This window comes from Allobosea sp. RIT-PG3_2 (assembly GCF_057321085.1).
This window is the reverse complement of sequence record NZ_JBXWCA010000008.1, coordinates 1-21977: the sequence shown is the minus strand read 5'-3', so window position 1 is coordinate 21977 and position 21977 is coordinate 1. Positions and strand designations below refer to the sequence as shown.

Sequence of the window (21977 nt, the reverse complement as noted above, 5' to 3'; positions counted from 1 at the left end):
CTGCAATCGTTCTCTCGTCGAACCCGCGCCGGCCTATCGGCCAACGCAGCGGGAGCAGGTGCTTCAGTGCCCGACGACGGCGGGGATTTTCTCGGCCGGCGGCGTGTTGCGGCTGCGCCCGGAGCGGACGATGCCATCGATCACCACCATCCCGATGCCCGGCAGGTCGCCGAGCTGGATGCTGTCGAGGAAGTTCCTGCCGGCCGAGTGCTGGGCCTTGTCCATGAAGACGAAATCGGCCGAGCGGCCGACCTCGATCAGCCCGCAATCGAGGCTGCGCATCCGCGCCGTATTGCCGGTGGCGAAGCAGAAGGCGATCTCGGCCGGGACATCGCCGAGCGAGGAGAGCAGCGAGACCATGCGGGCGATGCCGAGCGGCTGCACGCCAGAGCCTGCCGGACCATCCGTGCCGAGGATGACGCGCTGGAGATCGCCCATCTCGCGGGCGATGCGCAGCGTGTAGAGCGCGGCGCGCTCATTGCCGTTATGGACGAGTTCGAGGCCGCGCTTGCAGCCCTCGCAGATGCAGCGGATTTCCTTGTCCGGCAGGGCCGTGTGCCCGCCATTGATATGGCCGACGACATCGGTGTCGGCCTCCAGCACCACATCGGCGCCGATCAGGCCCGAGCCCGGGATCGAAGGGCCGCCGGTGTGGATCGTCGACTGGATGCCGTATTTGCGCGCCCATGCGACCATCTGCCTGGCCGTGGCACCGTCCTTGACGCCGCCGAGACCGACCTCGCCGAGCAGCTTCACGCCGGCATCGGCCAGATCCTTGAAATCCTGCTCGACCATGCCGGGCTCGATCACCGGCGCGCCGGCATGGATCTTCACGCCGCCCGGTCGGAAGGCGTCGAAGCAGCGCTGCGCATAGATCGCCATCGCCTTGACGCCGACGATATCCCTCGGGCGGCCGGGCGTATGCACCTCGCCCGCCGAGATCATGGTGGTGACGCCGCCATGCATGGTCGAATCGATCCAGCCGAGCTGGTTCTGGCGCGGCGTCCAGTCGCCCGCGACGGGGTGGACATGGCTGTCGATCAGGCCGGGCAGCAGCACCGTGCCGTTGGCATCGATGACGCTGTCGGCCTTGTCCGTATCCAGATCCTTGAAGCTGCCGACGGCTGTGATCTTCCCGCCGATGGCCACCACCGTATCGGCCTGCAGAATGGGGTTGCCGATGTCGCCACTGAGCAGAAGCCCGATATTCCGGACCACCAGCTTGTGGTCCGCCTTGATCGTCGCAGTCTGTTGCTCAGCCATCAGCCCCACCCCTTCTTGAAGCCCTTCCGCACCTGCAATCTGACCGATTGACAAGGCCGCGGAGAGTCGGCATATCGTTTGTGTACGAACAAGTTTGCACTCCCTTCCCTCACTGTCAAGCAGGAGGAACGCGCATGGCTTTCGCCGTGACCGAAGCTTGCATCCGTTGCAAGTACACAGACTGCGTCGCGGTCTGCCCGGTCGATTGCTTCTACGAGGGCGAGACGATGCTCGTCATCAATCCGGACGAGTGCATCGATTGCGGCGTGTGCGAGCCGGAATGTCCGGCAGAGGCGATCGTCTCGGAAACCGCGGATGATTCAGCCCGCTGGATCGCCCTCAATGCCAGGCTCGCCGCGCAATGGCCCAACATCACCGATAAGCGCGACGCGCCCGCCGATGCCGACGACTGGAAGGACGTTCCGGACAAGTTGAAATTTCTCCCGGAAGCCCTCGAGGCGTGAGGAATCTTCTGCGTCAGGACTGTCCGCGACAATAAAGAAGAAGATTTTGATTTCGTACGCGTTTTCTGCTTAGCAAGCGCCCGCCGCACTGCAGCAAACGCGCCAGAGACCACCGCCCAAGCTTCAAAGGACGATGCGATGAGCAATTTCTACGAGGAACAGGTCCTCAGCGTTCATCACTGGACGGATACGCTGTTCAGCTTCACGACCACGCGCGACACCTCGTTCCGCTTCAAGAACGGCCAGTTCACGATGATCGGGCTCAAGGTCGATGAGAAGCCGCTGCTGCGGGCCTACAGCGTCGCCAGCACGAATTACGATGAGAACCTCGAATTCTTCTCCATCAAGGTGCCGGACGGCCCGCTGACCTCGCGGCTGCAGGACCTCCAGGTCGGCGATCCGATCATCGTCGGCAAGAAAGCGACGGGGACGCTCGTCCTGGACAATCTCAAGGACGGCAAGCGGCTGTTCCTGCTCGGCACCGGAACCGGGCTCGCCCCCTTCCTCTCGCTCATCCGCGACCCCGAGACCTATGAGCGCTACGAGACCGTCGTGCTCGTCCATGGCTGCCGCCAGGTCGCCGAGCTTGCCTATGGCGAGCGGATCCAGAGCCAGCTGCCCCAGGACGAGTTCCTCGGCGAGATGATCCGCCAGCAGCTGATCTACTATCCGACGGTGACCCGCGAGCCCTTCCGCAATCGCGGCCGCATCACCGATCTGCTGACCTCGGGCCAGCTCTTCGCCGATATCGACCAGCCGGACTTTGATGCCGACGGTGACCGCTTCATGCTCTGCGGTTCTCCCCAGATGCTGGTCGATCTCAAGGCGACCTTCCAGGAGCGTGGCCTTCACGAAGGCAACCATGGCGAGGCCGGCGACTACGTGATCGAGCGCGCCTTCGTCGAGAAGTAATCCGGCTTGTCCGTGTAGCCTGGAGAACGGCGCATGAAGATCTTGGTGCCCGTGAAGCGGGTGGTTGATTACAACGTGAAGATCCGCGTGAAGGCGGACGGTTCCGGCGTCGAGCTTGCGAATGTGAAGATGTCGATGAACCCGTTCGACGAGATCGCGGTGGAAGAGGCGCTGCGCCTGAAGGAAGCCGGCAAGGCGACCGAGGTGGTGGTGGTCTCGATCGGTCCGGCGCAGGCAGCCGAGACGATCCGCACCGGTCTCGCGATGGGCGCCGATCGCGGCATCCTGGTGAAGGTCGACGGCATCGTCGAGCCGCTTGCCGTGGCCAAGCTGCTGCAGAAGCTGGTCGAGCAGGAAGGCCCCGGCCTCGTCATCCTCGGCAAGCAGGCGATCGACGACGACGCCAACCAGACCGGCCAGATGCTGGCGGCGCTGCTCGGCTGGCCGCAGGGCACGTTCGCCTCGAAGGTCGAGCTTGGCGCGGACAATGTCGACGTCACCCGCGAGGTCGATGGCGGCCTGCAGACGGTCAGCTTGAAGCTGCCGGCGATCGTCACCACCGACCTGCGCCTGAACGAGCCGCGCTATGCCTCGCTGCCCAACATCATGAAGGCGAAGAAGAAGCCGCTCGACGAGACCACGGCCGAGACCCTCGGTGTCGATGTCGCGCCGCGCTTGAAGGTCCTGAAGACGGTCGAGCCTGCCGGCCGCTCCGCCGGCATCAAGGTGGCCTCGGCCGCCGAACTCGTCTCCAAGCTCAAGACCGCCGGGGTGATCTGATGACCACGCTGCTGATTGCCGATCACGACAACGTCTCGATCAAGGACGCCACCGCCAAGGCACTGAGCGCCGCTTCCCAGCTCGGCGGCCCCGTCCATATCCTCGTCGCCGGTGAGGGCGCCAAAGCCGCCGCCGATGCGGCTGCCAAGCTCGCCGGCGTAGAGAAGGTGCTGCTCGCCGACGACGCGGCCTATGGCCATGCGCTGGCCGAGCCGCTCGCCGCGCTGATCGTCAAGCTCGCCGATGGCTACGACGCGATCGTCGCGCCCTCGACCACCACCGGCAAGAACGTGCTGCCGCGCGTCGCCGCGCTGCTCGACGTGATGCAGGTCTCGGACGTGACCAAGGTGGTCTCCCCCGACACCTTCGAGCGCCCGGTCTATGCCGGCAACGCCATCCAGACGGTGCAGTCCACGGACGCCAAGAAGCTGCTGACCATCCGCACCGCCTCCTTCCAGGCGGCCGGCGAAGGCGGCGCGGCCACGGTCGAGACGGTCTCCGCGGCCGAGAACCCCGGCAACTCGTCCTTCAAGGGCGAGGAGGTCGCCAAGTCCGACCGTCCGGAGCTGGCTTCGGCCAAGATCATCATCTCGGGCGGGCGCGCACTCGCCTCCTCGGAGAACTTCACCAAGGTGATCGAGCCGGTCGCCGACCGGCTCGGCGCCGCGATGGGCGCCTCGCGCGCCGCGGTCGATGCCGGCTACGCCCCCAACGACTGGCAGGTCGGCCAGACCGGCAAGGTCGTGGCCCCCGAACTCTACATCGCGGTCGGCATTTCCGGCGCGATCCAGCATCTCGCCGGCATGAAGGATAGCAAGGTCATCGTCGCCATCAACAAGGACGAGGAGGCCCCGATCTTCCAGATCGCCGATTACGGCCTCGTCGGAGACCTCTTCACTATCCTGCCCGAACTCGACGCAGAGCTATAACGCTCTGCTCGGGAGCGATGGTGCTGCGGGGTTCTTTCCTGCCCTCCACGTCAACACTCGCTCGATTGCTCCTCCGCTGCTCGCAGAAAGACGTCGCATGCAGATTCGAGTGCAGGTAGGGCGATGGCGATGAGCCGCAGCCTGCGGGAGGCTAGCGTCGGCATTTGCTGAAGCATGCCGACGCTTCGTTGACAGATTGCTCTTCGCAAGAGCCACGCTCCAGCCAGTACGATTGCAACCTGGGGCAGACGATCGCTTGGGGCCATCCCTCATCGACGCCTGCATTGCCATGTGCCTCGCCAACGCGCGAAGGCGGCGATAGCCGGCATCCGCTTGCCCGAGCTCGGGCACGTCGTACATGTCGATTTCGGCCGCGTCCGGGGCCGGCCCTCCCTCAAATTCGTCAGACGGCACAAAGACGCCTCCGAACTGAGAGTGAAACGCCCGGCCGATCCATGCCTCTCCCAAGGGCGCTGTGGGCATGGATTTTCTCGCCTCCACGGCGAACCGGGAGTGCTGAAGCGAGTTGACCGCATATACGCCGAGGCGAGGAGCAACCAGATGTCGGAGCGCGGCGTGGCATTTGTCGAGCGGTGGATCGCCGAGAACATTTCGTCCGAGGATTTCCTCGAGCAAGGAGTGGATGCACGCTTCGATATTTTTACCCGGAGCGCGCTCGCCGCAGCTCGACAGTCCGGCATACCCGAGGGCGAGATTCTGGAGGAATTTCCAGACCTGTCCTCCAGGATGGCAGAGGCAGTTCAAGGCGCAGCCGATAACGAACTTCGCCGACAGGTCGAGAATGACGACTGATCGGCCAAGACGACACAGAAGCGGCTTCCGCTGGTGCGACGGGCTGGCGCTTGTTGCAGGCGCGGTCGGTATCGTCGTGGCGCTCAATCTGGCCAGTGGCGGCGGCCGCCCGGACGCTCGCGAGCGCCGATATGCCGCCAAGGCGGAATCACGTTCGGGCGAAGGCGCATCGGCTTCGGCGCCAACCGACATCCCGCCCCGCGGCTGGTGGGAAATCCTCCGCCGGACATATGCGGAAGCGGATCGAGACAGGGTCCGTGCCGTCGCGGCCGGCGTCACATTCTACGGACTTCTCGCCCTCTTTCCCGCACTGACTGCGTTCGTCTCGATTTATGGGCTTGTCAACGACCCCGCTTCGATCGGCGGCCAATTGGCAGGGCTGGGCGCCTTTCTTCCGGCCGGTGCGATAGAATTCCTGGCAGATCAGATTTCCCGCATCGGCAACGGTGGGAGCGCAACGCTCGGATTTGCCTTTTTCCTCAGCCTCGGCTTGGCGCTCTGGAGCGCCAATGCCGGCGTCAAAGCGCTGTTCGATGCGCTGAACGTGGCCTATGGCGAAGACGAGAAGCGGGGCTTCTTCAAGCTCAATGCGATTTCGCTCGCTTTCACGGCCGGCATCATCGCGTTTCTGCTGGTCGCGCTGGGCGCCATCGCGGCCATCCCCATCGTGCTGGATTACGTCTACATGGGTGCCGCGAGCGAGTGGCTCATATCGATCGGCCGTTGGCCGTTGCTCTTCATGGTGCTCGTCATCGGCCTGGGTATTCTCTACCGCTTCGGGCCAAGTCGAGACGATGCGCAGTGGAAATGGGTGAGCCCCGGCGCCTTGGTCGCAGCGGTCGCCTGGGTGGCCGGGTCGATTCTGTTCTCGTGGTACGTCGCCAATTTCGAGGACTACAACAAGACCTATGGCACCATCGGAGCCGTTATCGGCCTGCTGACCTGGATGTGGCTGTCGGCGACGATCCTGCTTGTCGGGGCGGAGCTGAATGCCGAGGCTGAGCGACAGACGAACCGTGACACAACCAAGGGGCCTCCGATGCCCATTGGAATGCGGGGCGCGGACGCTGCCGATCGCAAGAGCTGATCGGCCGGACAGTTTGTAAGAGCGACGTCCCGGAGTGTTGTCGGCCATCGGCCCTAGGTTTTAGTCGCTTGCCTCCTGAGGTACGGCCCGCCATGTTACCGACTTCGACAAGGAGAGCGAAATGGCGACAGGCACAGTGAAATGGTTCAACTCGACGAAAGGCTTTGGTTTCATCCAGCCTGACGACGGCGGTCAGGATGTCTTCGTTCATATCAGCGCCGTCGAGCGCGCTGGTCTCCGTGAACTGCGGGAGGGGCAGAAGATTTCCTACGAGATCGTTGCCGACAAGCGTTCCGGGAAGTCTTCGGCGGAAAACCTGAAGGCGGAGTAGCCGGTTCTCCGGCATTCGATCGGCCTCGCCGTGACTCAGGCGGGGCCGCTGGCCGCCTTCATGAGGGGGCGGCCAGGCTAATCGGGCGCGAAGCCTTCCGGCGCGTCGATGACGCTCTGAATGAGCCGAGACGTACCCCTCCCAACAGGAACAATCATTCATCGAGCAGGGTTACATGCCGACAGCAAGATCGGGATGCCCAATGAGACCCGCCGATGTGATTGCCAAATATGCCAGCGCTGAAATCGGCGTGCTGCTGCAGCATCGTAGCAAGCACGCTGGCGATATCGATTCGGCTTACTGGGTCGAGTATCCTTCCATCGAACACGCCATCGAAGCGGTTGCTGACGACCTGTTTGACGGCCGTGTCGAGAAGATGACCGCGAACGGCGAAGTGCTTCCCGACGCAGAATTGGCCGCTCTGACCGACTGAGCGAGCCATCGCCTCGACTTCTCCCACCTGCCGCAAAACCGAAATTCATTAGGAACGAGCAATGCGAACACCGATTTCAATCGCTGTGTTGGGCCTTCTATGCGTTGGGTGCACCACGCAGCCCGCGAACTACGCCGGATCGCTCAGTCATTCGGACAGGAAATGGCAAAGCGCCGCCTGCAAGGACGGCCGGCAGAAGGCCGAGAGCTACGATGCCGAAGAGAAGGAGCGGTTGAAGTCGTCGGTGATGATAGGGTTCCTGAGCCCGTCGGGCGCCCTCGCGACGGTCAACGTCACCAACCAGCAGAATATTCGCCGCAAGCAGTTCAATCGGGATCTGCATCTGAGGTGCTCGAGCTCTCCGCTCCCGGAGGATCTGACCAACATTCCCGATATTCAGCCTCCTCCGATGCTCGACACCGGCAGGGGCAATTGAACAATCGACCAACGAGGAGCTCGCTAACTCCTCGTTCATCACGATCCATCGCATTTTACGGAACTTCGGAACGGGATTGCCGACCGGGGAATTGGTCCGTCAGAAGGAGGACGGTCCGATGCATTATCGCGTTTCCCTGGACTTATGGCTTTGGCTCGGTGTTGCGCTCAACCTCGCACTCATGCTGGCCGCCACCCTGCGCCCCGTTTCGGCGGGATGAGCGGGCGCGCTTCCAACCGGGAACATTAGATGCGGGCCACCCGTTGCCTGATCAAATCCACGACCAGGAGGATGAGATGAGGGACGGAAACGGCAACCCACTGACGCCCGAACAGGAAGCTGCGATCAAATCGCGAGAGCCGGCGAAGAAGGATGCTGCCGGCCAGTACGCGAAATCGCAGGCTGAGCCCAATCGGGACGGGCTCGTGAGCGCAAACCCTGTGGTGCTATCTGGCGACGGCGACGCCACGCCCGGGAACGGGCATGGTCGCGACCGCAATGATGATGGCCCCGAATCTGTCTAGGAACGGATTCGATTGCCGAGTCATCGGCCTTCTTGCCGATAGACAGTCATGGCATCATCCCGACTCTGGAACCAAAACCCTGGAGCTGTGATGCCGGAAGCCAATGCCGCACCAGCCATTTTTGACGAGGCGCCACCGCATCCGGAGGAGATCAGGTCTGAATTCGACCTGCGCGTAGGCAAGCACATTACCCTGCAAGGGAAGGCGCGGATTACGCCCGCCGGTCTCATCTGCTCGGGGCTTGCCGTCGCGATGGTGACATGCGCCCTCGCCTATCTCGCTCGGTCGGTTCCACGGCGGCGCTGGTAAATGCCGGCGCAGCGGCCAACGGCATTCGGACATGAGCGCGACCTGAAATGCGGTCGTCGCAGTCCCGTTTGAACGCCTGAATTCGATAGTTCGAGTGGGGCTGCGGTCCTCGTGGAACATCTGATCGCTTCATCGGTATGGCTTGAGCCTTCTACCGGTTCTTGGGGTGCAGATGAAAACCGACCTGCCGCGCAGCGCTTATGTGCAATTGCAGAAGCTGATAACCTCGCTTGTCGGGTCGTTACTTGCGGCAGCCATCCTGTTGCCATTGCCTGCGTTTGCCCTGACGGCTGACGAGATCAATGCGGTAACCTTCGCCGACAGGAACACGCAGCTCGAAGCCGGGCCGGTTCCCTTTGTGGCAAAGGCGCAGATCCTGCTCAGCCGCCGCAGCATTTCCCCAGGGGTCATCGATGGTGTCGACGGCGAGAATTTTCGCAAGGCTGTCGCGCAGTTTCGGCGTCAGCAGAATTTGCCCGAAGGCGATGAGATCGACGAACTGGCCTGGCTGAGTCTCGGCGGGGACACGATTCGTGACGTGATCGCCGAATACACGCTGTCGGCGAAGGACGCGTCCTACGATTTTGCCGACGCGATCCCCCGCGACTATGCCAGGCAGGCGAAGATGAAGCGCCTGTCCTATACGAGCCCGCAGGAGATGCTGGGCGAACGTTTCCATATGAGCGAAGCGCTGCTCAACGCCCTTAATCCGCGCGGCTCATTCACCGAAGCCGGGACACGTCTCCTGGTGGCATCGGCGCGTCGCGCGCCGGAAGTCGGGTCCGCTCTGCGGATCGACGCAGTCAAAAGCACGGGGATGGTCATTGTCTTCGGGGCGGAAGACAGAGTGCTGGCGAGCTACCCGGCGACCATTGGCAGCGAGGACAACCCCTCTCCATCGGGCGAATACACCGTTGAGCGAGTCGCGAGGAATCCGAATTATACTTACGATCCCGAGAAGAATTTCCAGCAGGGCAAGAACACCGAAACGCTCGTCCTGCCGCCCGGTCCAAATGGTCCCGTCGGGACCGTCTGGATCGCCCTGTCGAAGCCGACATTCGGAATCCATGGCACGCCGGAACCATCCAAGGTCAGCAAGACGACCTCGCATGGCTGCGTAAGGTTGACGAATTGGGATGCTGAAGAGCTGGCCGATCTGGTTAAGCCGGGCGTCACGGTTCGCTTCGTGGACTGATCGGCATGCGTCGTCCGTGGTCGTGGACTCTGATTGTCGCGAGCTCCGTCTGCGTGTTTCACTGCTCGGGGATATCGTCGGTCGAAGCCCGTGAGCGTGCAGGTCCTCCGAAGGCGGTCTCTTCGACGTCGGTACCTCGGCCGTCTCGGGTGTCGCCCCCTCTCCCACCGCGACGCCCCGCCGATCTGGCTCCAGCTGATGCACCGGAGCCGCAAAAGCCCGCGGAAAACGAGCGGGAAAAGCCGGCAGCGGAATCGGCGTGCATTGCTCGTTTCAAGGAGCGTGGAGGCGTTTCACTTCCAATAGCTGCGGAGAACACGAGCGGCGAGTGCGGCATCGAGGATCCGGTGAGCTTCCGCACCGTGACGATGCCTGATGGATCCAAAATAGAGTTCGACAGCGCGATCACGGTTCGCTGCGCCTTCGCGCTCGATATTGTTGACTGGGTGCGCGACGATCTCTCGCCCGCTGCGGCTGCGGCGAATAGCAAGCTCTCCCGCCTCGTTGGTGTCGGCGGTCATGCCTGCCGCCCGCGCAATGGCGTCGCCGGGGCTCCAATCAGCGAACATGCAAGCGGAAACGCAATGGATTTGAGCGGTCTCGTCCTTCAGGACAATCGCAGCGTCATGTTCAACAACAACCGCGACGATGGGACCAGCGCATTACGCGAGCACGTGCAAAAGAGCGCCTGCGCACGCTTCACGACCGTTCTGGGCCCAGGCTCGGACAGCTCTCACAAGGACCATCTTCACCTCGACATGCGTCGCAGGAAGGGCGACTTCAAGATTTGCCAGTGGGCAACGGAATGAAGGGGGCGGAGCTTAGGCTGGCTTCCGCGCGAGGCCGGCCGCCGCTTGGCAACAGGATATGTCCGCCCCTGGCGGAACCCAACGTCCGGATCTGACGCGGAGCCGCGGATCGCAGGAATGCTGAAGGCGGTGGTGGCAGCCATTCAGCCACTGCGCTCAAACGAACCCTCGGCAAATCCACGCCGCCAGTAGTTGAGGATCGAGTACTGATCCTTGGGCAGAGATAGGCCATCCTTGGCATGGCTGCGAAGGAATCGCGCAAGCCTGGCCTCTGCTCCGACCCAGAGAAACAGATATTCACCGGGCTCGGCAGACGCCAGCTTCAGATCTCTCATCAAAGACGGCAGTTCGATCGTCTTCTCGCCGATCAACCAGGTTACCGACAAGCCGGGCGGAGCGCGGAGATGCTGCTTGTCCTCGTCATCCCCCAGGCAGATGACGGCTTCACCCCTGCTGTCGTCAGGGAGGTTCTCCAGGCTTTGGGCGATGGCAGGCAGGGCCGTGTGATCGCCGATGAAGACGTAGCGATCCACGCCATAGGGATGGGAGAAGCCGCGTTCGAGGAGCGCAATACTGTCACCGGGCTCGGCTTTGGCCGCCCAGCGCGAGGCCGGGCCCTCGTCACCGTGCAGGACGAAATCGATGGTCAGTTCCTGCAGCTCCTCGTCGAAATCTCTCACCGTGTAGGTGCGCACCGATGGCCGCTGATCCACGGGGCATTCGATCGCCCCGCTTTCTCCGATGCGCGGCCAGCCCGGATCCTTGAGATTCAGCGGGGGAACAAGGAGCTTCACATAGGGCCCGAGGCCTTGGCGATAGAACGAGAAGCCTGCCAGCTCCGGCCCCGTTAGGACGACCCGCCGCATATGGGGTGTCACCCGCCAGGCGCGCAGGACCTGGAGCCGGCGGAATGTCCCGCGTCCGGGATTGTGGATGATGCCCGAGGCCTTCATGAACCGCGCCTCTGCATGAGCCACATGAAATAGGGCCCGCCTACGAACGCCGAGACCAATCCCGCCGGGATTTCCCATGGGAAGATCGCGACGCGTCCGATCCAGTCGGAGATAACGAGAAGCGAGGCGCCGACAAGCACGGCCCCGACGAATTGGCTTCCCGAAGCCGAGAAGCCGAAGCGCCTCGCGATATGGGGAGCCATCAGCCCGACAAAGCCGAGCGGCCCGATCAGCAATGTCGCTGCCCCTGTCACCACGGCGCAGTAGGCGAGGACGATCGCGCGGGCTCGCCCGACGGACACGCCGACCGCCCCCGCGGTGGCCTGCCCAAGCGGCAAGATCGCGAGCCAGCGCAGCAACATCGGCAACACCGCCAATGCACCGATCAGGGCGAGCATGGCCGCAATCGCCGCGCAGGGCGCGACGCCCGCCGTCGATCCCGACAGCCAACCGAGCAAGCCACGCAGCGCCGGATGGCCGGTCGACAGCAGAACCGTGGCGATGGCGCTGCTGAGCGTCGCCAGGCAGACTCCCACGAGGAGGCTGCGCTCCGGCCCACCACGCGCTCGCGATCCGATCAGCAGCAGCGCGGCGAGCGTCAGGGCAGCGCCTGTGCCCGCTCCGGCAAGGCCGGTTCCGGCCGACTGGGCAGGCATGAGCATGATCTGAACCATGAAGCCCAGTGCGGCGCCGGAGGTGAGCCCGAGCACCTCGGGGCTCGCCATCGGATTGGCGGTAAGCCTCTGCAGCGCGGCCCCCGCGAGCGCCAGCAGGCCACCGGCGGCCAGCGCACCCACTGCACGGGGCCAGCGCCATTGCAGCACGGCATGCGGATCGACGAGCGGCGGGGTGATCTCCCATCCATCGGGCCCACGCCCGACCAGCAGCGCCACCCCCAAAGACAGCGCGAGCAATCCGGCCAGGCCGAAAAGCCGGGCGCCGGCGTGCGGGACACGACGCAGAGCCGGTTCGTTGCCCGGTGGCCGGACGTGCTGCCGGCTGTACATCAGGAGGATGAGCAGACAGGGAGCGCCGAGGAGCACCGTGGCGGTGCCGGTGGGTAATTCCCTCATCACAAGGCCCAGGAGCTGCACGATGCTGTCTGCCGACCAGAGCAGCCCGGCGCCAATGACAGGCGCCCAGATGAGGCGTTGCCGGGCCGTGCGCGCGCCGCAGAACCGGGCCAGGTTCGGTGCGGCAAGCCCGATGAAACCGATCATCCCCACCGCGCTGGCGACGAAACAGCCCAGCGAAACCGCGATGGCGAGAATGAGGATCCTGATGCTGCGGACCTTGAGCCCGCTCGCCAACGCCGTCTGGTCGCCGAGTTCGAGCAATGCGAGTGGGCGCAGCGCCGCAAAGACCAAGAGTGCGGAGAGGGCGAGACGCGGCAGCAGGTAGAGCACGCCGCTCCATCCGCTCTGGAAGAGCGCTCCGGATTGCCAGATGAACAGGTTTGTGAGGTTGTCGTGATTGTACAGGACGGCGAGCGCGGCGAGGCTTCCGCAATAGAGGCTGACGATCAGACCTGCCATGATCAGCGCGGTCGGGGCGAAACCCTGCCGGCGGGCGATGAGGAAGACCGCAAGGCAACCCAGGCTGCCGCCGGCGAGCGCGATCGGCTCCTGCCCCCATTCCAGCAATTCGGGCAGCCAGAGCGTCGCGGAAACCAGCGCGAGGCTTGCGCCGGCCGAGACGCCGAGCGTGCCGGGCTCCGCAAGCGGGTTGCGCAGGACCATCTGGAAGATGCTGCCCGAAAGACCCAGCGCCGCGCCGCAAAGCAGAGCCATCACCGCGCGCGGCGCGAGGCTGTAGGCGATCAGCAGGTCGTTGATCGACGCGTCCTGAGGCTGGAAGGTCGCAGCAAGCCAATGCGATGGCGGCGCCTGACGCAGCAGCAGGACCGCCGTGTTCGCCGCGGCGAGCGCGAGGAGCGGCAAGACCAGCATCCACGGATACGGATGGAGAGCCGGCCGTGACGGCCGCATGATCTCAGCCATGAGCCGGCGATCCGGCAGGGCGGCTTGCGTCCTGCGCAAGCATGCGGGCGAGCCTGAGGGCCGTGGGCAGGCTGCCATAGGCATAGGTCGCCGGGATCCGGCTGATCCGTCCCTCGCGCACTGCCGGCAGGCTGTTCCAGATCCTGTTATCCGCGAGGCGACGCAGCGCCGCCTCCGTCCGGGCCCCCTGATCGGCATAGATCAATCGCGCATCGGGGATGCTCGCCAGTTGCTCGACACCTGTCACATAGAAGGACCAGACATTGGCTTGCCGGCCCCACGCGTTCTTCAGGCCAAGCCGGCGCGCCACGTCTTCGAAGAGCGAGGTGGCGGTGGCGATCGAGACGTTCCGGCCGTCCGGATTGAGGTTGAGATAGGCGATCGGCCGATCGTCCCAGGTGCTCAGGGAGGCTCGGATCGCCTGCAGCTCCTCGTCGAAGCGGGTGATGATCTCCTGGGCTGCACGGGGCGCGCCAAAGCGCTCCGCCAGCTCCGGCAATTGCCGTTTCGCGGTATCGATCGCGTCGAGCGTCTCGCTCCGGTTCTGAAGAACGACGACAGGAGCGATCCGCGCGAGCTGCGGGGACCGGACCGACCATTGCGGGATCAGGATGAAATCGGGCTGCAGATACTGAAGCAGTTCGACATTGGGCGCCCAGCCCGCTCCGAGCTCGACCACCGATGCCGGCAGCGACGGCTCCACCATCGTGCGGTCGTAGCCCGCCCTGTCGATGACGCCAGCGGGCACGATGCCGAGGGCGAGCAGCGTCTCGGCGCCCGTCCAGTCGGTGCAGGCGACCCGTACGGCCTCGCCCGGCGGGCTCGACCTGGCGAGGGCCGAGCCATTGAAGCCCGGCGCTGCCGGGAGGCAGCCCGCGGCCAAGGCCAGCAGCGCGCGGCGCCGGGTCGGCATGCGCCGCGTCACCACTGATAGCGCAGGGTCGCCAGCACGGTGCGCCGCTGGCCGATCATGCAGCTATAGGCATTGAAGCAGATGTTCACGACCTCCTTGTCGAAGAGGTTGTTGGCGTTGACCTGGAAGGTGGCGCCCTTGGCCGGCTGCCAGATCTTGCCGAGGTCGAGCGTCAGCGAGGCATCGACGAGAGTGTAACCCGGCACGCGCCAGAGATTGGCGGCGTCGCCGTAGGTCGCGCCGATATAGCGGACGCCGCCGGCGATCGAGAGGCCATTGAAAGGACCCTCCTTGAACGCGTACTGCGCCCAGAGGCTGGCCTGGTCCTTCGGCGTCGAGGGAAGGACGCGCCCGAGCTGCGCGGCGACGTTGCTCTTGGTGATCTCGGTGTCGGTGTAGGAGTAGGAGCCGATGACGCTGAGCGACGAGGTGATGTTCGCCCGCGCCTCGAATTCGAAGCCGCGTGCGCGCACCTCGCCGGTCTGGACGCTGTAGCGCGTATCCAGCGGATCGGTCGTCGAGACGTTGGTCTGGCGAAGATCGAAGACCGCAGCCGTGAAGAGCCCGTCGAACCAGCTCGGCTGATACTTCAACCCGGCCTCGAACTGTTCGCCCTCGGTCGGCCTGAACGCTTCCGACCCGCGCGCCGGCGACGTCGCGCCGCTGACGGGCTCGAACGATGTCGAGTAGCTGACATAGGGAGCAAGGCCGTTGTCGAAGAGATAGCTCAGGCCGACGCGCCCGGTGAAGGCGCGATCATCGGCCTCGGTCTTCGACCGGGTCGGGAAATAGCTGGTCCGGCCGGTTTTCGACCAATCCTGTCGCCCGCTCAGGGTCAGCAGCCACTTGTCGAGGCGGATCTGGTCCTGCGCCCGGTCTGCCGGACGAAATCGCGATAGTTCTGGTTGAAGCTGAATGCATTGAACGGCCGGCCATGGACAGGCGCGAACACGTTCAGGTTCGGCGCCGGCAGGACGCCGCCATTCAGGGCGTACTCGCTGGTATTGCGATGGTCCAGCCCGACGAGAATCTCGTGCCGCAGCGGCCCCGTCTCGATCTTCGCCAGCAGCTGATTGTCGATCGAGAAATAGCGGAGCGTGCGGTCGATCGTGCTGAAGCGGCGCGTGATCGTACGGTTGTCGGCGAGAATGCCGGTCGTGAAGGTCGAGGCGTTGTAGACTTCGGCGTAGTTGTAGCCGGCATTCTGGCGGAAGCTCAGATTGTTGCTGAAGGCGTGCGAGAATTCGTACCCGATCGTAGTCATCTTGCGATCGAGCTTGTCGAGCCATGGCTCGCCGATATTGGTGCTCGTGCGGATGCGGCCGTTCGGATTGGCGTAGAGCGTGCCGGCAGCTGGGAAATACTGGTCGGCGATGCCCGCCCGATCACGCTGGAAGGATGACAGAACCGTCAGCGAGGTGGCGCCGGATGGTCTCCAGGTGAAGCTCGGCGCGAAATAATAGCGATCATTGTCGGCGAAATCGACTTGCGTGCCGCTGTTCCGGCCGAGACCCACCACCCGATAGAGCAGGCTCTTGTCGGCCGTCACCGGGCCGCTGACGTCGAAGCCCGCCTGCAGGCGGCTGAAATTACCGGCCTGGACGAAGACTTCGCGGCGCGGCTCGTCGAGCGGTCGCTTGCTCACCATGTTGATGATGCCGCCGGGCGGATTCTGTCCGTAGAGCACCGATGAAGGGCCCCGCAGGACCTCGATGCGCTCCAGGCCGAACGGTTCGGTCTGCGTGCCCTGGGATCCGATGCCGTAAGGCAGAACCAATCCGTCCTGATAGAATTTCGGCGAGAAGCCGCGGATGCGGATGAGGTCGCGCGTCGTATTCGTCCCGTAGATGTCGCTATAGGTGCCCGGCGTATAGCGCAGCGCCTCGCCGATCGACTGCGTGCCCTGCTGTGTGACCTGTGCCGCGGTCACGACCGAGACGGATTGCGGCGTTTCCAGCAGCGAGGTGTCGGTCTTCGTCGAGGAGGCGCTGCGATGCGCCACGACGCCGTCGACCGGCCCCCAGGCACTCTCGGTCCGGCCCTGGACCTCGATCGTGTCCAGAAGCAAGGAGCCGTCTCCGGCGGCAGCTGCGCCGGAGCCCGCTCCTTGCGGGGAGATCGCGACGGTGGTGGCGTTGGTGAAGCGGTAGGACAATCCGGTGCCCTGCAGGATGCGGGCGATGGCCTGCTCGCGCGTCGCGGGCCCCGAAAGGCCGGGCGACGTCTTTCCCGCGGCGGCGCTCGCGAGATAGGTGACCTGAAGCCCTGCCTGGCGGCCGAATGCGGTCAATGCACGATTGAGCGGTCCTGCGGGAATGTCGAACGATGACTGCGTCACGCTCTGCGCTCGGGCGCTGCTGTCGAAGCCGACGACGCCGGTGACGATCGCCGTCATCATCAGCGTCGCGATCAACGACCTCCTTCGCCTGACCGCAGCGACGGACACTCCAGCCCCGAACCCCATACCAAGCCACTCCGCAGTTGATCGTCCCGGAGTCTGGCGGCGCCTGATCGCGCGGGTCGTGCCAGCCCCATCACTGTTACAATCGGGGGCGCGGGATTTTCACCGTCGCGGCGAAATTTTCAGATGGGGGAGATGATCGTGACGAAGGAGGACACCTGGCGGATACGCGCTCCCGCCGGATGAACGACCGCTTCGAGGGCGCGAACCGGGTCGTTCAGGTCGAACAGCCCGCTGACGCGCTGCGATCCGATGAACGGGTCGGCCATGACGATCCGTCCCGGAATCCACCGCCCGATCCGGGCGACCAGCGTCGCCACCGTCTCTTGTTCGGCGATGATCAGCTTGTCCCGCCAGGTGGCGATCTGTCCGGCCTCGAGCCTGCCGCGCTCGACCTTGTTCGACGACGGATCGAAGCTCATCCAGTCGCCGGCCCCGAGCCGCAGGGCGGCTGACGACCTCGCGCCCGGAAGCGCCGCCTCCACCACGCCGTGATCGACGGCAACCTGGACGACGCCGGCATCGTTCGACACGTCGTAGGCCGTTCCCAATGCGGTGGCCGCAAGCTCGCCCGCACTCACGACGAAGGGCCGCGCCGGCTCGCGCATCACCTCGAAGAAGGCCATGCCCTGCAGGAGCTCGACCCTGCGGCGGGCCTCGCCGTAATCCAACGAAAGCGCGCTGTCCGGGCCGAGCATCGCCTTGGTTCCGTCGGGGAGGGCGAGCATGCGGGTTTCGCCCTTGCCGGTGGCATGGTCGGCACGGTTGCGGAACATGATCTCGGGCAGGATCGTGTAGCCGGCGCCGAGAGCGCCGAGCCCGATCGCGCCGCCGACGAGCAGAAGCCTCCGGCTTGGCTCGATATCCTCGCCGCGCTCGCTCCTGTGACGCTCGGTGATGACTTTGCCGGCGGCTCCGTGAAGCCTGGCCACGCGCGCCCATATTCTGTCGTGCTCGGGGCTGCGGGCGCGCCACGCGCGGATCATCTCGCTCGAGACTGGATTGCCGGGGTCGTTCTGGAGGCGGATCACGAGGTCGATGGCCTCGTCGGTCAGTCTGTCCTGATCGTGGTCCGTTGCGCTCATCTGTCGTCCTTCGGCGGGCCGCGGCCGAAAGCCGATGACGCGTGCCTAACATCTATAACAAACGAGCGGCGGAAAAATTCGCTTGAGCGAAGGGCTCAAAAATCACCGACTTGCTTGAGCAGGTGCCGGTAGGCCTCATGGATCAGGCCCCAGGTCCGCGCATTCGACAGGCCGAGTTCCCGCGCGACCTCGGCGATCGTGCGATCGCCGATCCGATGCATCTCGAACGCCAGACGCGTCCGCTCAGGCAGCTCCGAGAGCGCCCGCTGGGTCTGCATGAGACACTGGCGCGAATAGACGATCCGCTCGGGTGAAGGCGCGGGATCGGCGACCTTCGCGATCTCGTCCGTCGAGAGATCGGTGAAGGGAACGATGTTCTCGCGACGATGATGATTGATGCTGAGGTTGCGCGAGACTTGGTAGAGATAGGCCCGGGGATTGTGGTTGAGGCCGGTCTCCGACGGCGGCGTCGCCAGCACGCGCACAAACGTATCCTGCGTCAGGTCCTCGGCCGTTTCCAGGCTATGCCCACGCCTGCGCAGGAAGCGGTTGATGTCGCGGGCGTAGCTCGCGAACAGATGCTGCAGATCCCAGCTCATGGCGTCCTCGCCATGCGCGCGAAGCGCATGAGTGGACTGCCAAGCGGCACCGCTCGGCCTTCCTCAATCCGCTTCTGAAAGCCATCTGGGTTGGCGTGGGACATGGTCAGGGCGAATCGGATGGCTCGGAACGCATCGGATTGCCGTCAGCGCCCTCAACTTCAGGATGCCCGTGAATAGCGGCTCAAAGATTTCCCTGCAATGACAATGATTTAGAACTGTTTTAGAGTAAATTCCCCGCCTGATGCCGTCCGAACGCATCTCGTTGATGAAATGATGCGTTCAGGCTCGCACTGCACGGCCTGCGCCATGCGCGCGGCGTCGAACTCGCAAATGGCTGGCGCCAGAGATGCAGAGATTGGCCGAGATCGAGCACGCGACCGACAAGGCCGCCAACATCTATCGCCGGCGGGCGGAACGCCACGGCCTCCCCGACAACGGACAGGGGAAGATCGACTACGTCATCGACCTCGGCGTAAAGCGGAAATCCGGGAACCAAGCTGAATGCAGGATCGTAAACCGCCCGGCAAGCGGCGCTCCTCAAAAGGAGCTAAGTAATGGCGCGCCCGAAATGCGCCCCCGACCTCCCGATCATCCTCGTTGGCGAGCGATGTGAGAACGTTAGGCTGCGGCGGGGCCGGGGAGCAACGTCGATCTTGGTCTACCGGTGGTGAGCGCCGAGCACGGGGTCTGGCTGCCGTTTAATTTCGACATCGGCGCGCGACGTCCATTATGTCGAGGGCTCACCTGATCGAGCCCTTCCATGAGCCGCCTGACCCCGCCCTTCACCCACCTCATCCCAGCCTCCGCCGTTGCGCGAGATCAACGACATCGAGAAGCGACTGACCTCGACCGGCTACGATCCGACCGGTCTCGATTTCGAGGGCGCAGCACGGCAGAAGGTCGTGAGGGATGTGGTCGCAACCGCGATCAATACCGGTGTGCAGGTCGTGCAGACGGGCTGGCAACCGCGACCGAGTGGGGCGATCGACATCGCGATCGAGGTCGAGCAGGACGCCGATCTGGTGGCGCTCAAACTGGCGCTCCACTGACCTCAACGGCATCATAAATAATGATCTCAGGGCTCGAATGAGCTATGATCACTCATATTGTTCAGGGGCTTATAGCGGCTACCCCGCCGCAAAACCGATATCCGGGACATCGAGGCAAGGACGCGTGATGGCGTCAGCCGTAGACCGGATTCATGAGGGAGAACGACCCGACGAGGCGAGCATACCGCACAGGCGGTATCGAAGCGGCCCCTCTGCTGATCCGTCAGCTAAAAGGCACCAGAAAGAGGACAGCCATGCCTATACGAGGGGCATCTGTCCGCGCATGCCTCGGCCCCGAACTGCCGAGCATGTGAGCTTGGGACCAACCGGTCCCATAACCGTCGGTTCATATCAACGACACCGCGAGCACAAGGTCCGAAGAATTCAATCCTGACTTGATCAGGAATTTTAGGCCATCCCCAAAGCTCGGATATCAGGTGGTCGATGGAACCAGAGAAACAACGATAGCAGGTCACGGGCGACCGCCTGCTGCTGGGTAGACCAGCGAAGTTGTAGTTCGGCACATCAATGACTCAGCGAATGTGATCTCTATTCCCTTGTTTCCGTTTTGACGGGGACAGGGGGAGAGAAACACGGGCTGATCTAGCGAATGAGGAATAAAGAGCCTGACAGCATTCAAAGAAAGAAATTGCTGGCCGTAAGAGACATGCGAATGGAATGAGCAATGTCTCTGCGAGCCAGCGGGTCAGCGCGCAGCGGCTGGCCCTTCTGATCCTCCCATCAATCACGGTCTTCCAACGGCTCTCTGACCGTGCCCTGACCGTCCGGCCTGCCATCTGGGAGGTGATGTCCGAGCCAAGGCCGCAACCAGATCACACTGGTCGTGCATACGACCACGTCGTCCTCGACCGATCCCTTCGAACCAGATGGGAGAGCCGATGCCAGCGAAGCGGATCAAACGTCCGACCTCGATCGCCCGATACCTCCTCGTCGAGCGATGGCGTGCCAGTGTCGGTTCGCATTACAGCGCCACTGCTCTTGGGCCTCACTCGGCGTATCTCTCCCTCTATGGCCATCTCGATCAGCCACTGCGCGGCATCCGTGACGCGGATGTCCAGATCGGACCCGATCCGGATTGGGAGACCAGCACGACCGCAGGGATGCTCATCGGGCTCAAGCCGCATGCCCGGTTCGTGATCTCGGTGCCGCCAATCCAGTTCGAACGGCTCTGGCAACTCGCGGCCGGCAATGCCTGTCGCTCGATCCATCTCGTCTTCTCGGAGCCGAAGTGGAGCAAAGCCACGATCACAGATTGGTATGCGTCGACCAGTCTCCCCGATGACGACGAATGACGCTCCCCCATCGTGCTCTGACAGGCGTGGGCACAACCGCTGACAGAAATGGCCGTGTCACGGGCCATGGCATGGCACACGAGCACGTCCTGTCAGATGTGGCGGGCCACGAGGCCATGGCACGGGCTACGAGCACAGCACTGACAGATACGGCCGGGCCACGGGAGCATGGCATGGGTTACGGGCGTAATCGTGTCAGATTGGCCGTGTCAGCAGGGTCGTGGCACGGCGCATGGCCGCAGTCGTGTTAGATATGACCGGGTCACGAGGCCATGGCACGGGCCATAGGCACGGCCGTGTCAGATGTGCCGGCCACGGGGCCATGACACGAGCCACGAGCACGGCCGTGTCAGATGTGCCCGGCATAGGGCCATCGCACGATTATGTGCCCGGCTCATGGGGCCATCGGGAGCACAGAGCAGGCTGCCACATGCGCACGGCCCAACATAAGCCACCGGTCACGGGAGCAAGACGAGGCAGGCGGGCGACCGAACCCGATGTGGAGTGCAACTTTTACCCCCGGAGTAACGCCCCAACAGCCTCTTACCCTCGGAGGGTAACCCGGCTCATGTGTGCCGAAGGGTCACGGGAGCAACCATGCCATTGCGCCCGGCACATCCGGATCAGCGGTCTTGGTGTCAGGCAGCGAGGAGCCGCTGTCGATCGACGCCGCCCTCTTACCCTCGCGGGGTAACCCGGTTCATGGGGCCACCGGCATCAACGAGCATAGCCATGCCTTTGCGCCCGGCAGGCACATCCGGGCCATCGGGGTCAGGGGCTGTGCAGCCCGTGTCAGATGTGCCGGCGCACGAGGCCACACGGCGCACGAGCACAACCTGTCAGGTGCGCCCGGCACAGGGGGGCATGACAGGCGCACGAGCACAGGTCTGTCAGATGTGGCCGGGCCACGAGGCCATGGGACGGCGCACGAGCACAGCCCTGTCAGATGTGGCCGGGCCACGGGGCCATGGCACGGCACACGAACGCAGCCCTGTCAGATATGGCAAGGCCACGAGGTCATGGCACGGGCCACGAGCACGTCCTGTCAGATGTGCCGGGCCACGGGGCCATGGCACCGGCTACGAGCACGTCCTGTCAGATGTGCCGGGCCACGGGGCCATGGCACCGGCTACGAGCACATCCTGACAGATTGGCCGGGCCACGGGGCCATGGCACGGCGCACGAGCACATCCTGACAGATTGGCCGGGCCACGGGGCATGGCACGGCGCACGAGCACAGCCCTGACAGATGTGCCGGGCCACGGGGCCATGGCACGGCGCACGAGCACAGCCCTGACAGATTGGCCGGGCCACGG

General features: G+C 64.2%; 24 protein-coding genes. 16 read left to right on the top strand and 8 right to left on the bottom strand.

The window, feature by feature from the left end:
- Positions 1-63: 63 nt before the first annotated feature.
- The gene (locus AC2FAN_RS20630) at positions 64-1263 is read right to left on the bottom strand and encodes an amidohydrolase family protein (RefSeq protein ID WP_485176112.1); all 1200 of its coding nucleotides are present in this window, start codon (positions 1261-1263) and stop codon (positions 64-66) included.
- 134 nt (positions 1264-1397) lie between these two features.
- Here AC2FAN_RS20630 and fdxA point away from each other — a divergent pair, with 134 nt between their 5' ends.
- From fdxA to AC2FAN_RS20565, 13 genes are all read left to right on the top strand, one after another.
- Complete coding sequence (gene fdxA / locus AC2FAN_RS20625) at positions 1398-1727, top strand: ferredoxin FdxA (protein ID WP_265050352.1); 330 nt, start codon at positions 1398-1400, stop codon at positions 1725-1727.
- A gap of 138 nt (positions 1728-1865) precedes the next feature.
- A complete protein-coding gene (locus AC2FAN_RS20620; RefSeq protein WP_265050353.1) occupies positions 1866-2639 on the top strand; it encodes a ferredoxin--NADP reductase in 774 nt (257 codons plus the stop codon).
- 33 nt (positions 2640-2672) lie between these two features.
- Complete coding sequence (locus AC2FAN_RS20615; protein WP_265050354.1) at positions 2673-3419, top strand: electron transfer flavoprotein subunit beta/FixA family protein; 747 nt, start codon at positions 2673-2675, stop codon at positions 3417-3419.
- Positions 3419-4348 (top strand): electron transfer flavoprotein subunit alpha/FixB family protein, encoded by a 930-nt coding sequence (locus AC2FAN_RS20610; protein ID WP_265050355.1) that lies wholly within the window; start codon positions 3419-3421, stop codon positions 4346-4348. The genes AC2FAN_RS20615 and AC2FAN_RS20610 overlap by 1 nt, the downstream gene beginning before the upstream one ends.
- A 561-nt stretch (positions 4349-4909) precedes the next feature.
- Positions 4910-5161 carry a hypothetical protein gene (locus AC2FAN_RS20605; RefSeq protein ID WP_265050356.1) on the top strand — a complete coding sequence of 84 codons (252 nt, stop codon included), beginning with the start codon at positions 4910-4912 and terminating at the stop codon, positions 5159-5161.
- A complete protein-coding gene (locus tag AC2FAN_RS20600) occupies positions 5151-6248 on the top strand; it encodes a YihY/virulence factor BrkB family protein (protein WP_485176111.1) in 1098 nt (365 codons plus the stop codon). The genes AC2FAN_RS20605 and AC2FAN_RS20600 overlap by 11 nt, the downstream gene beginning before the upstream one ends.
- A gap of 121 nt (positions 6249-6369) precedes the next feature.
- Entirely contained in the window at positions 6370-6579 is a 210-nt protein-coding gene (locus AC2FAN_RS20595; RefSeq protein ID WP_265050358.1) for a cold-shock protein, read from the top strand.
- Positions 6580-6781: 202 nt separating this feature from the next.
- Positions 6782-7012, top strand: coding sequence for a hypothetical protein (locus AC2FAN_RS20590; protein ID WP_485176110.1), 231 nt, complete (start codon positions 6782-6784; stop codon positions 7010-7012).
- 61 nt (positions 7013-7073) lie between these two features.
- Entirely contained in the window at positions 7074-7448 is a 375-nt protein-coding gene (locus AC2FAN_RS20585) for a hypothetical protein (protein WP_485176109.1), read from the top strand.
- 296 nt (positions 7449-7744) lie between these two features.
- Positions 7745-7972 (top strand): hypothetical protein, encoded by a 228-nt coding sequence (locus AC2FAN_RS20580; RefSeq protein WP_485176108.1) that lies wholly within the window; start codon positions 7745-7747, stop codon positions 7970-7972.
- A gap of 90 nt (positions 7973-8062) precedes the next feature.
- Positions 8063-8281 carry a hypothetical protein gene (locus tag AC2FAN_RS20575; RefSeq protein ID WP_485176107.1) on the top strand — a complete coding sequence of 73 codons (219 nt, stop codon included), beginning with the start codon at positions 8063-8065 and terminating at the stop codon, positions 8279-8281.
- Positions 8282-8453: 172 nt separating this feature from the next.
- The gene (locus AC2FAN_RS20570) at positions 8454-9476 is read left to right on the top strand and encodes a L,D-transpeptidase family protein (protein WP_485176106.1); all 1023 of its coding nucleotides are present in this window, start codon (positions 8454-8456) and stop codon (positions 9474-9476) included.
- A gap of 5 nt (positions 9477-9481) precedes the next feature.
- Entirely contained in the window at positions 9482-10285 is an 804-nt protein-coding gene (locus AC2FAN_RS20565; RefSeq protein ID WP_485176105.1) for an extensin-like domain-containing protein, read from the top strand.
- 143 nt (positions 10286-10428) lie between these two features.
- On the opposite strand, the gene AC2FAN_RS20560 is transcribed toward AC2FAN_RS20565, so the two are convergent.
- The 7 genes from AC2FAN_RS20560 to AC2FAN_RS20530 all read right to left on the bottom strand — a co-directional run bounded on the left by AC2FAN_RS20560 (position 10429) and on the right by AC2FAN_RS20530 (position 18296).
- Positions 10429-11238: a siderophore-interacting protein gene (locus tag AC2FAN_RS20560; RefSeq protein WP_265050364.1), complete on the bottom strand. Its 810-nt coding sequence runs from the start codon at positions 11236-11238 to the stop codon at positions 10429-10431.
- Positions 11235-13238, bottom strand: coding sequence for a Fe(3+)-hydroxamate ABC transporter permease FhuB (gene fhuB / locus AC2FAN_RS20555; RefSeq protein ID WP_476807124.1), 2004 nt, complete (start codon positions 13236-13238; stop codon positions 11235-11237). Before fhuB ends, AC2FAN_RS20560 begins: the two co-directional genes overlap by 4 nt.
- Positions 13231-14151, bottom strand: a complete 921-nt coding sequence (locus AC2FAN_RS20550; RefSeq protein ID WP_265050367.1) for an ABC transporter substrate-binding protein — start codon at positions 14149-14151, stop codon at positions 13231-13233. The genes fhuB and AC2FAN_RS20550 overlap by 8 nt, the downstream gene beginning before the upstream one ends.
- Positions 14152-14159: 8 nt before the next feature.
- Complete coding sequence (locus AC2FAN_RS20545) at positions 14160-14984, bottom strand: TonB-dependent siderophore receptor (protein ID WP_485176262.1); 825 nt, start codon at positions 14982-14984, stop codon at positions 14160-14162.
- Between the two features lie 2 nt (positions 14985-14986).
- Positions 14987-16564, bottom strand: coding sequence for a TonB-dependent siderophore receptor (locus AC2FAN_RS20540; protein ID WP_485176104.1), 1578 nt, complete (start codon positions 16562-16564; stop codon positions 14987-14989).
- 170 nt (positions 16565-16734) lie between these two features.
- Positions 16735-17697, bottom strand: coding sequence for a FecR family protein (locus AC2FAN_RS20535; RefSeq protein ID WP_265050369.1), 963 nt, complete (start codon positions 17695-17697; stop codon positions 16735-16737).
- 95 nt (positions 17698-17792) lie between these two features.
- Complete coding sequence (locus tag AC2FAN_RS20530) at positions 17793-18296, bottom strand: RNA polymerase sigma factor (RefSeq protein ID WP_476807123.1); 504 nt, start codon at positions 18294-18296, stop codon at positions 17793-17795.
- Between the two features lie 358 nt (positions 18297-18654).
- Here AC2FAN_RS20530 and AC2FAN_RS20525 point away from each other — a divergent pair, with 358 nt between their 5' ends.
- From AC2FAN_RS20525 to AC2FAN_RS20515, 3 genes are all read left to right on the top strand, one after another.
- Entirely contained in the window at positions 18655-18912 is a 258-nt protein-coding gene (locus tag AC2FAN_RS20525) for a hypothetical protein (protein WP_485176103.1), read from the top strand.
- 196 nt (positions 18913-19108) lie between these two features.
- Positions 19109-19348 (top strand): hypothetical protein, encoded by a 240-nt coding sequence (locus AC2FAN_RS20520; RefSeq protein ID WP_485176102.1) that lies wholly within the window; start codon positions 19109-19111, stop codon positions 19346-19348.
- Positions 19349-20247: 899 nt separating this feature from the next.
- Positions 20248-20661, top strand: coding sequence for a hypothetical protein (locus AC2FAN_RS20515; RefSeq protein WP_485176101.1), 414 nt, complete (start codon positions 20248-20250; stop codon positions 20659-20661).
- The last annotated feature ends 1316 nt before the right edge of the window (positions 20662-21977 follow it).

Excerpts from the sequence above, each read along its gene's own strand:
- AC2FAN_RS20595 (WP_265050358.1), top strand. The coding sequence starts at position 6,370 with ATGGCGACAGGCACAGTGAAATGGTTCAACTCGACGAAAGGCTTTGGT.
- AC2FAN_RS20515 (WP_485176101.1), top strand. The coding sequence starts at position 20,248 with ATGCCAGCGAAGCGGATCAAACGTCCGACCTCGATCGCCCGATACCTC.
- AC2FAN_RS20610 (WP_265050355.1), top strand. The coding sequence starts at position 3,419 with ATGACCACGCTGCTGATTGCCGATCACGACAACGTCTCGATCAAGGAC.
- AC2FAN_RS20580 (WP_485176108.1), top strand. The coding sequence starts at position 7,745 with ATGAGGGACGGAAACGGCAACCCACTGACGCCCGAACAGGAAGCTGCG.
- AC2FAN_RS20570 (WP_485176106.1), top strand. The coding sequence starts at position 8,454 with ATGAAAACCGACCTGCCGCGCAGCGCTTATGTGCAATTGCAGAAGCTG.
- AC2FAN_RS20585 (WP_485176109.1), top strand. The coding sequence starts at position 7,074 with ATGCGAACACCGATTTCAATCGCTGTGTTGGGCCTTCTATGCGTTGGG.
- AC2FAN_RS20550 (WP_265050367.1), bottom strand. The coding sequence starts at position 14,151 with ATGCCGACCCGGCGCCGCGCGCTGCTGGCCTTGGCCGCGGGCTGCCTC.
- AC2FAN_RS20565 (WP_485176105.1), top strand. The coding sequence starts at position 9,482 with ATGCGTCGTCCGTGGTCGTGGACTCTGATTGTCGCGAGCTCCGTCTGC.
- AC2FAN_RS20605 (WP_265050356.1), top strand. The coding sequence starts at position 4,910 with ATGTCGGAGCGCGGCGTGGCATTTGTCGAGCGGTGGATCGCCGAGAAC.
- AC2FAN_RS20615 (WP_265050354.1), top strand. The coding sequence starts at position 2,673 with ATGAAGATCTTGGTGCCCGTGAAGCGGGTGGTTGATTACAACGTGAAG.
- AC2FAN_RS20590 (WP_485176110.1), top strand. The coding sequence starts at position 6,782 with ATGAGACCCGCCGATGTGATTGCCAAATATGCCAGCGCTGAAATCGGC.
- AC2FAN_RS20575 (WP_485176107.1), top strand. The coding sequence starts at position 8,063 with ATGCCGGAAGCCAATGCCGCACCAGCCATTTTTGACGAGGCGCCACCG.
- AC2FAN_RS20600 (WP_485176111.1), top strand. The coding sequence starts at position 5,151 with ATGACGACTGATCGGCCAAGACGACACAGAAGCGGCTTCCGCTGGTGC.
- AC2FAN_RS20560 (WP_265050364.1), bottom strand. The coding sequence starts at position 11,238 with ATGAAGGCCTCGGGCATCATCCACAATCCCGGACGCGGGACATTCCGC.
- fdxA (WP_265050352.1), top strand. The coding sequence starts at position 1,398 with ATGGCTTTCGCCGTGACCGAAGCTTGCATCCGTTGCAAGTACACAGAC.
- AC2FAN_RS20620 (WP_265050353.1), top strand. The coding sequence starts at position 1,866 with ATGAGCAATTTCTACGAGGAACAGGTCCTCAGCGTTCATCACTGGACG.
- AC2FAN_RS20530 (WP_476807123.1), bottom strand. The coding sequence starts at position 18,296 with ATGAGCTGGGATCTGCAGCATCTGTTCGCGAGCTACGCCCGCGACATC.
- fhuB (WP_476807124.1), bottom strand. The coding sequence starts at position 13,238 with ATGGCTGAGATCATGCGGCCGTCACGGCCGGCTCTCCATCCGTATCCG.
- AC2FAN_RS20630 (WP_485176112.1), bottom strand. The coding sequence starts at position 1,263 with ATGGCTGAGCAACAGACTGCGACGATCAAGGCGGACCACAAGCTGGTG.
- AC2FAN_RS20535 (WP_265050369.1), bottom strand. The coding sequence starts at position 17,697 with ATGAGCGCAACGGACCACGATCAGGACAGACTGACCGACGAGGCCATC.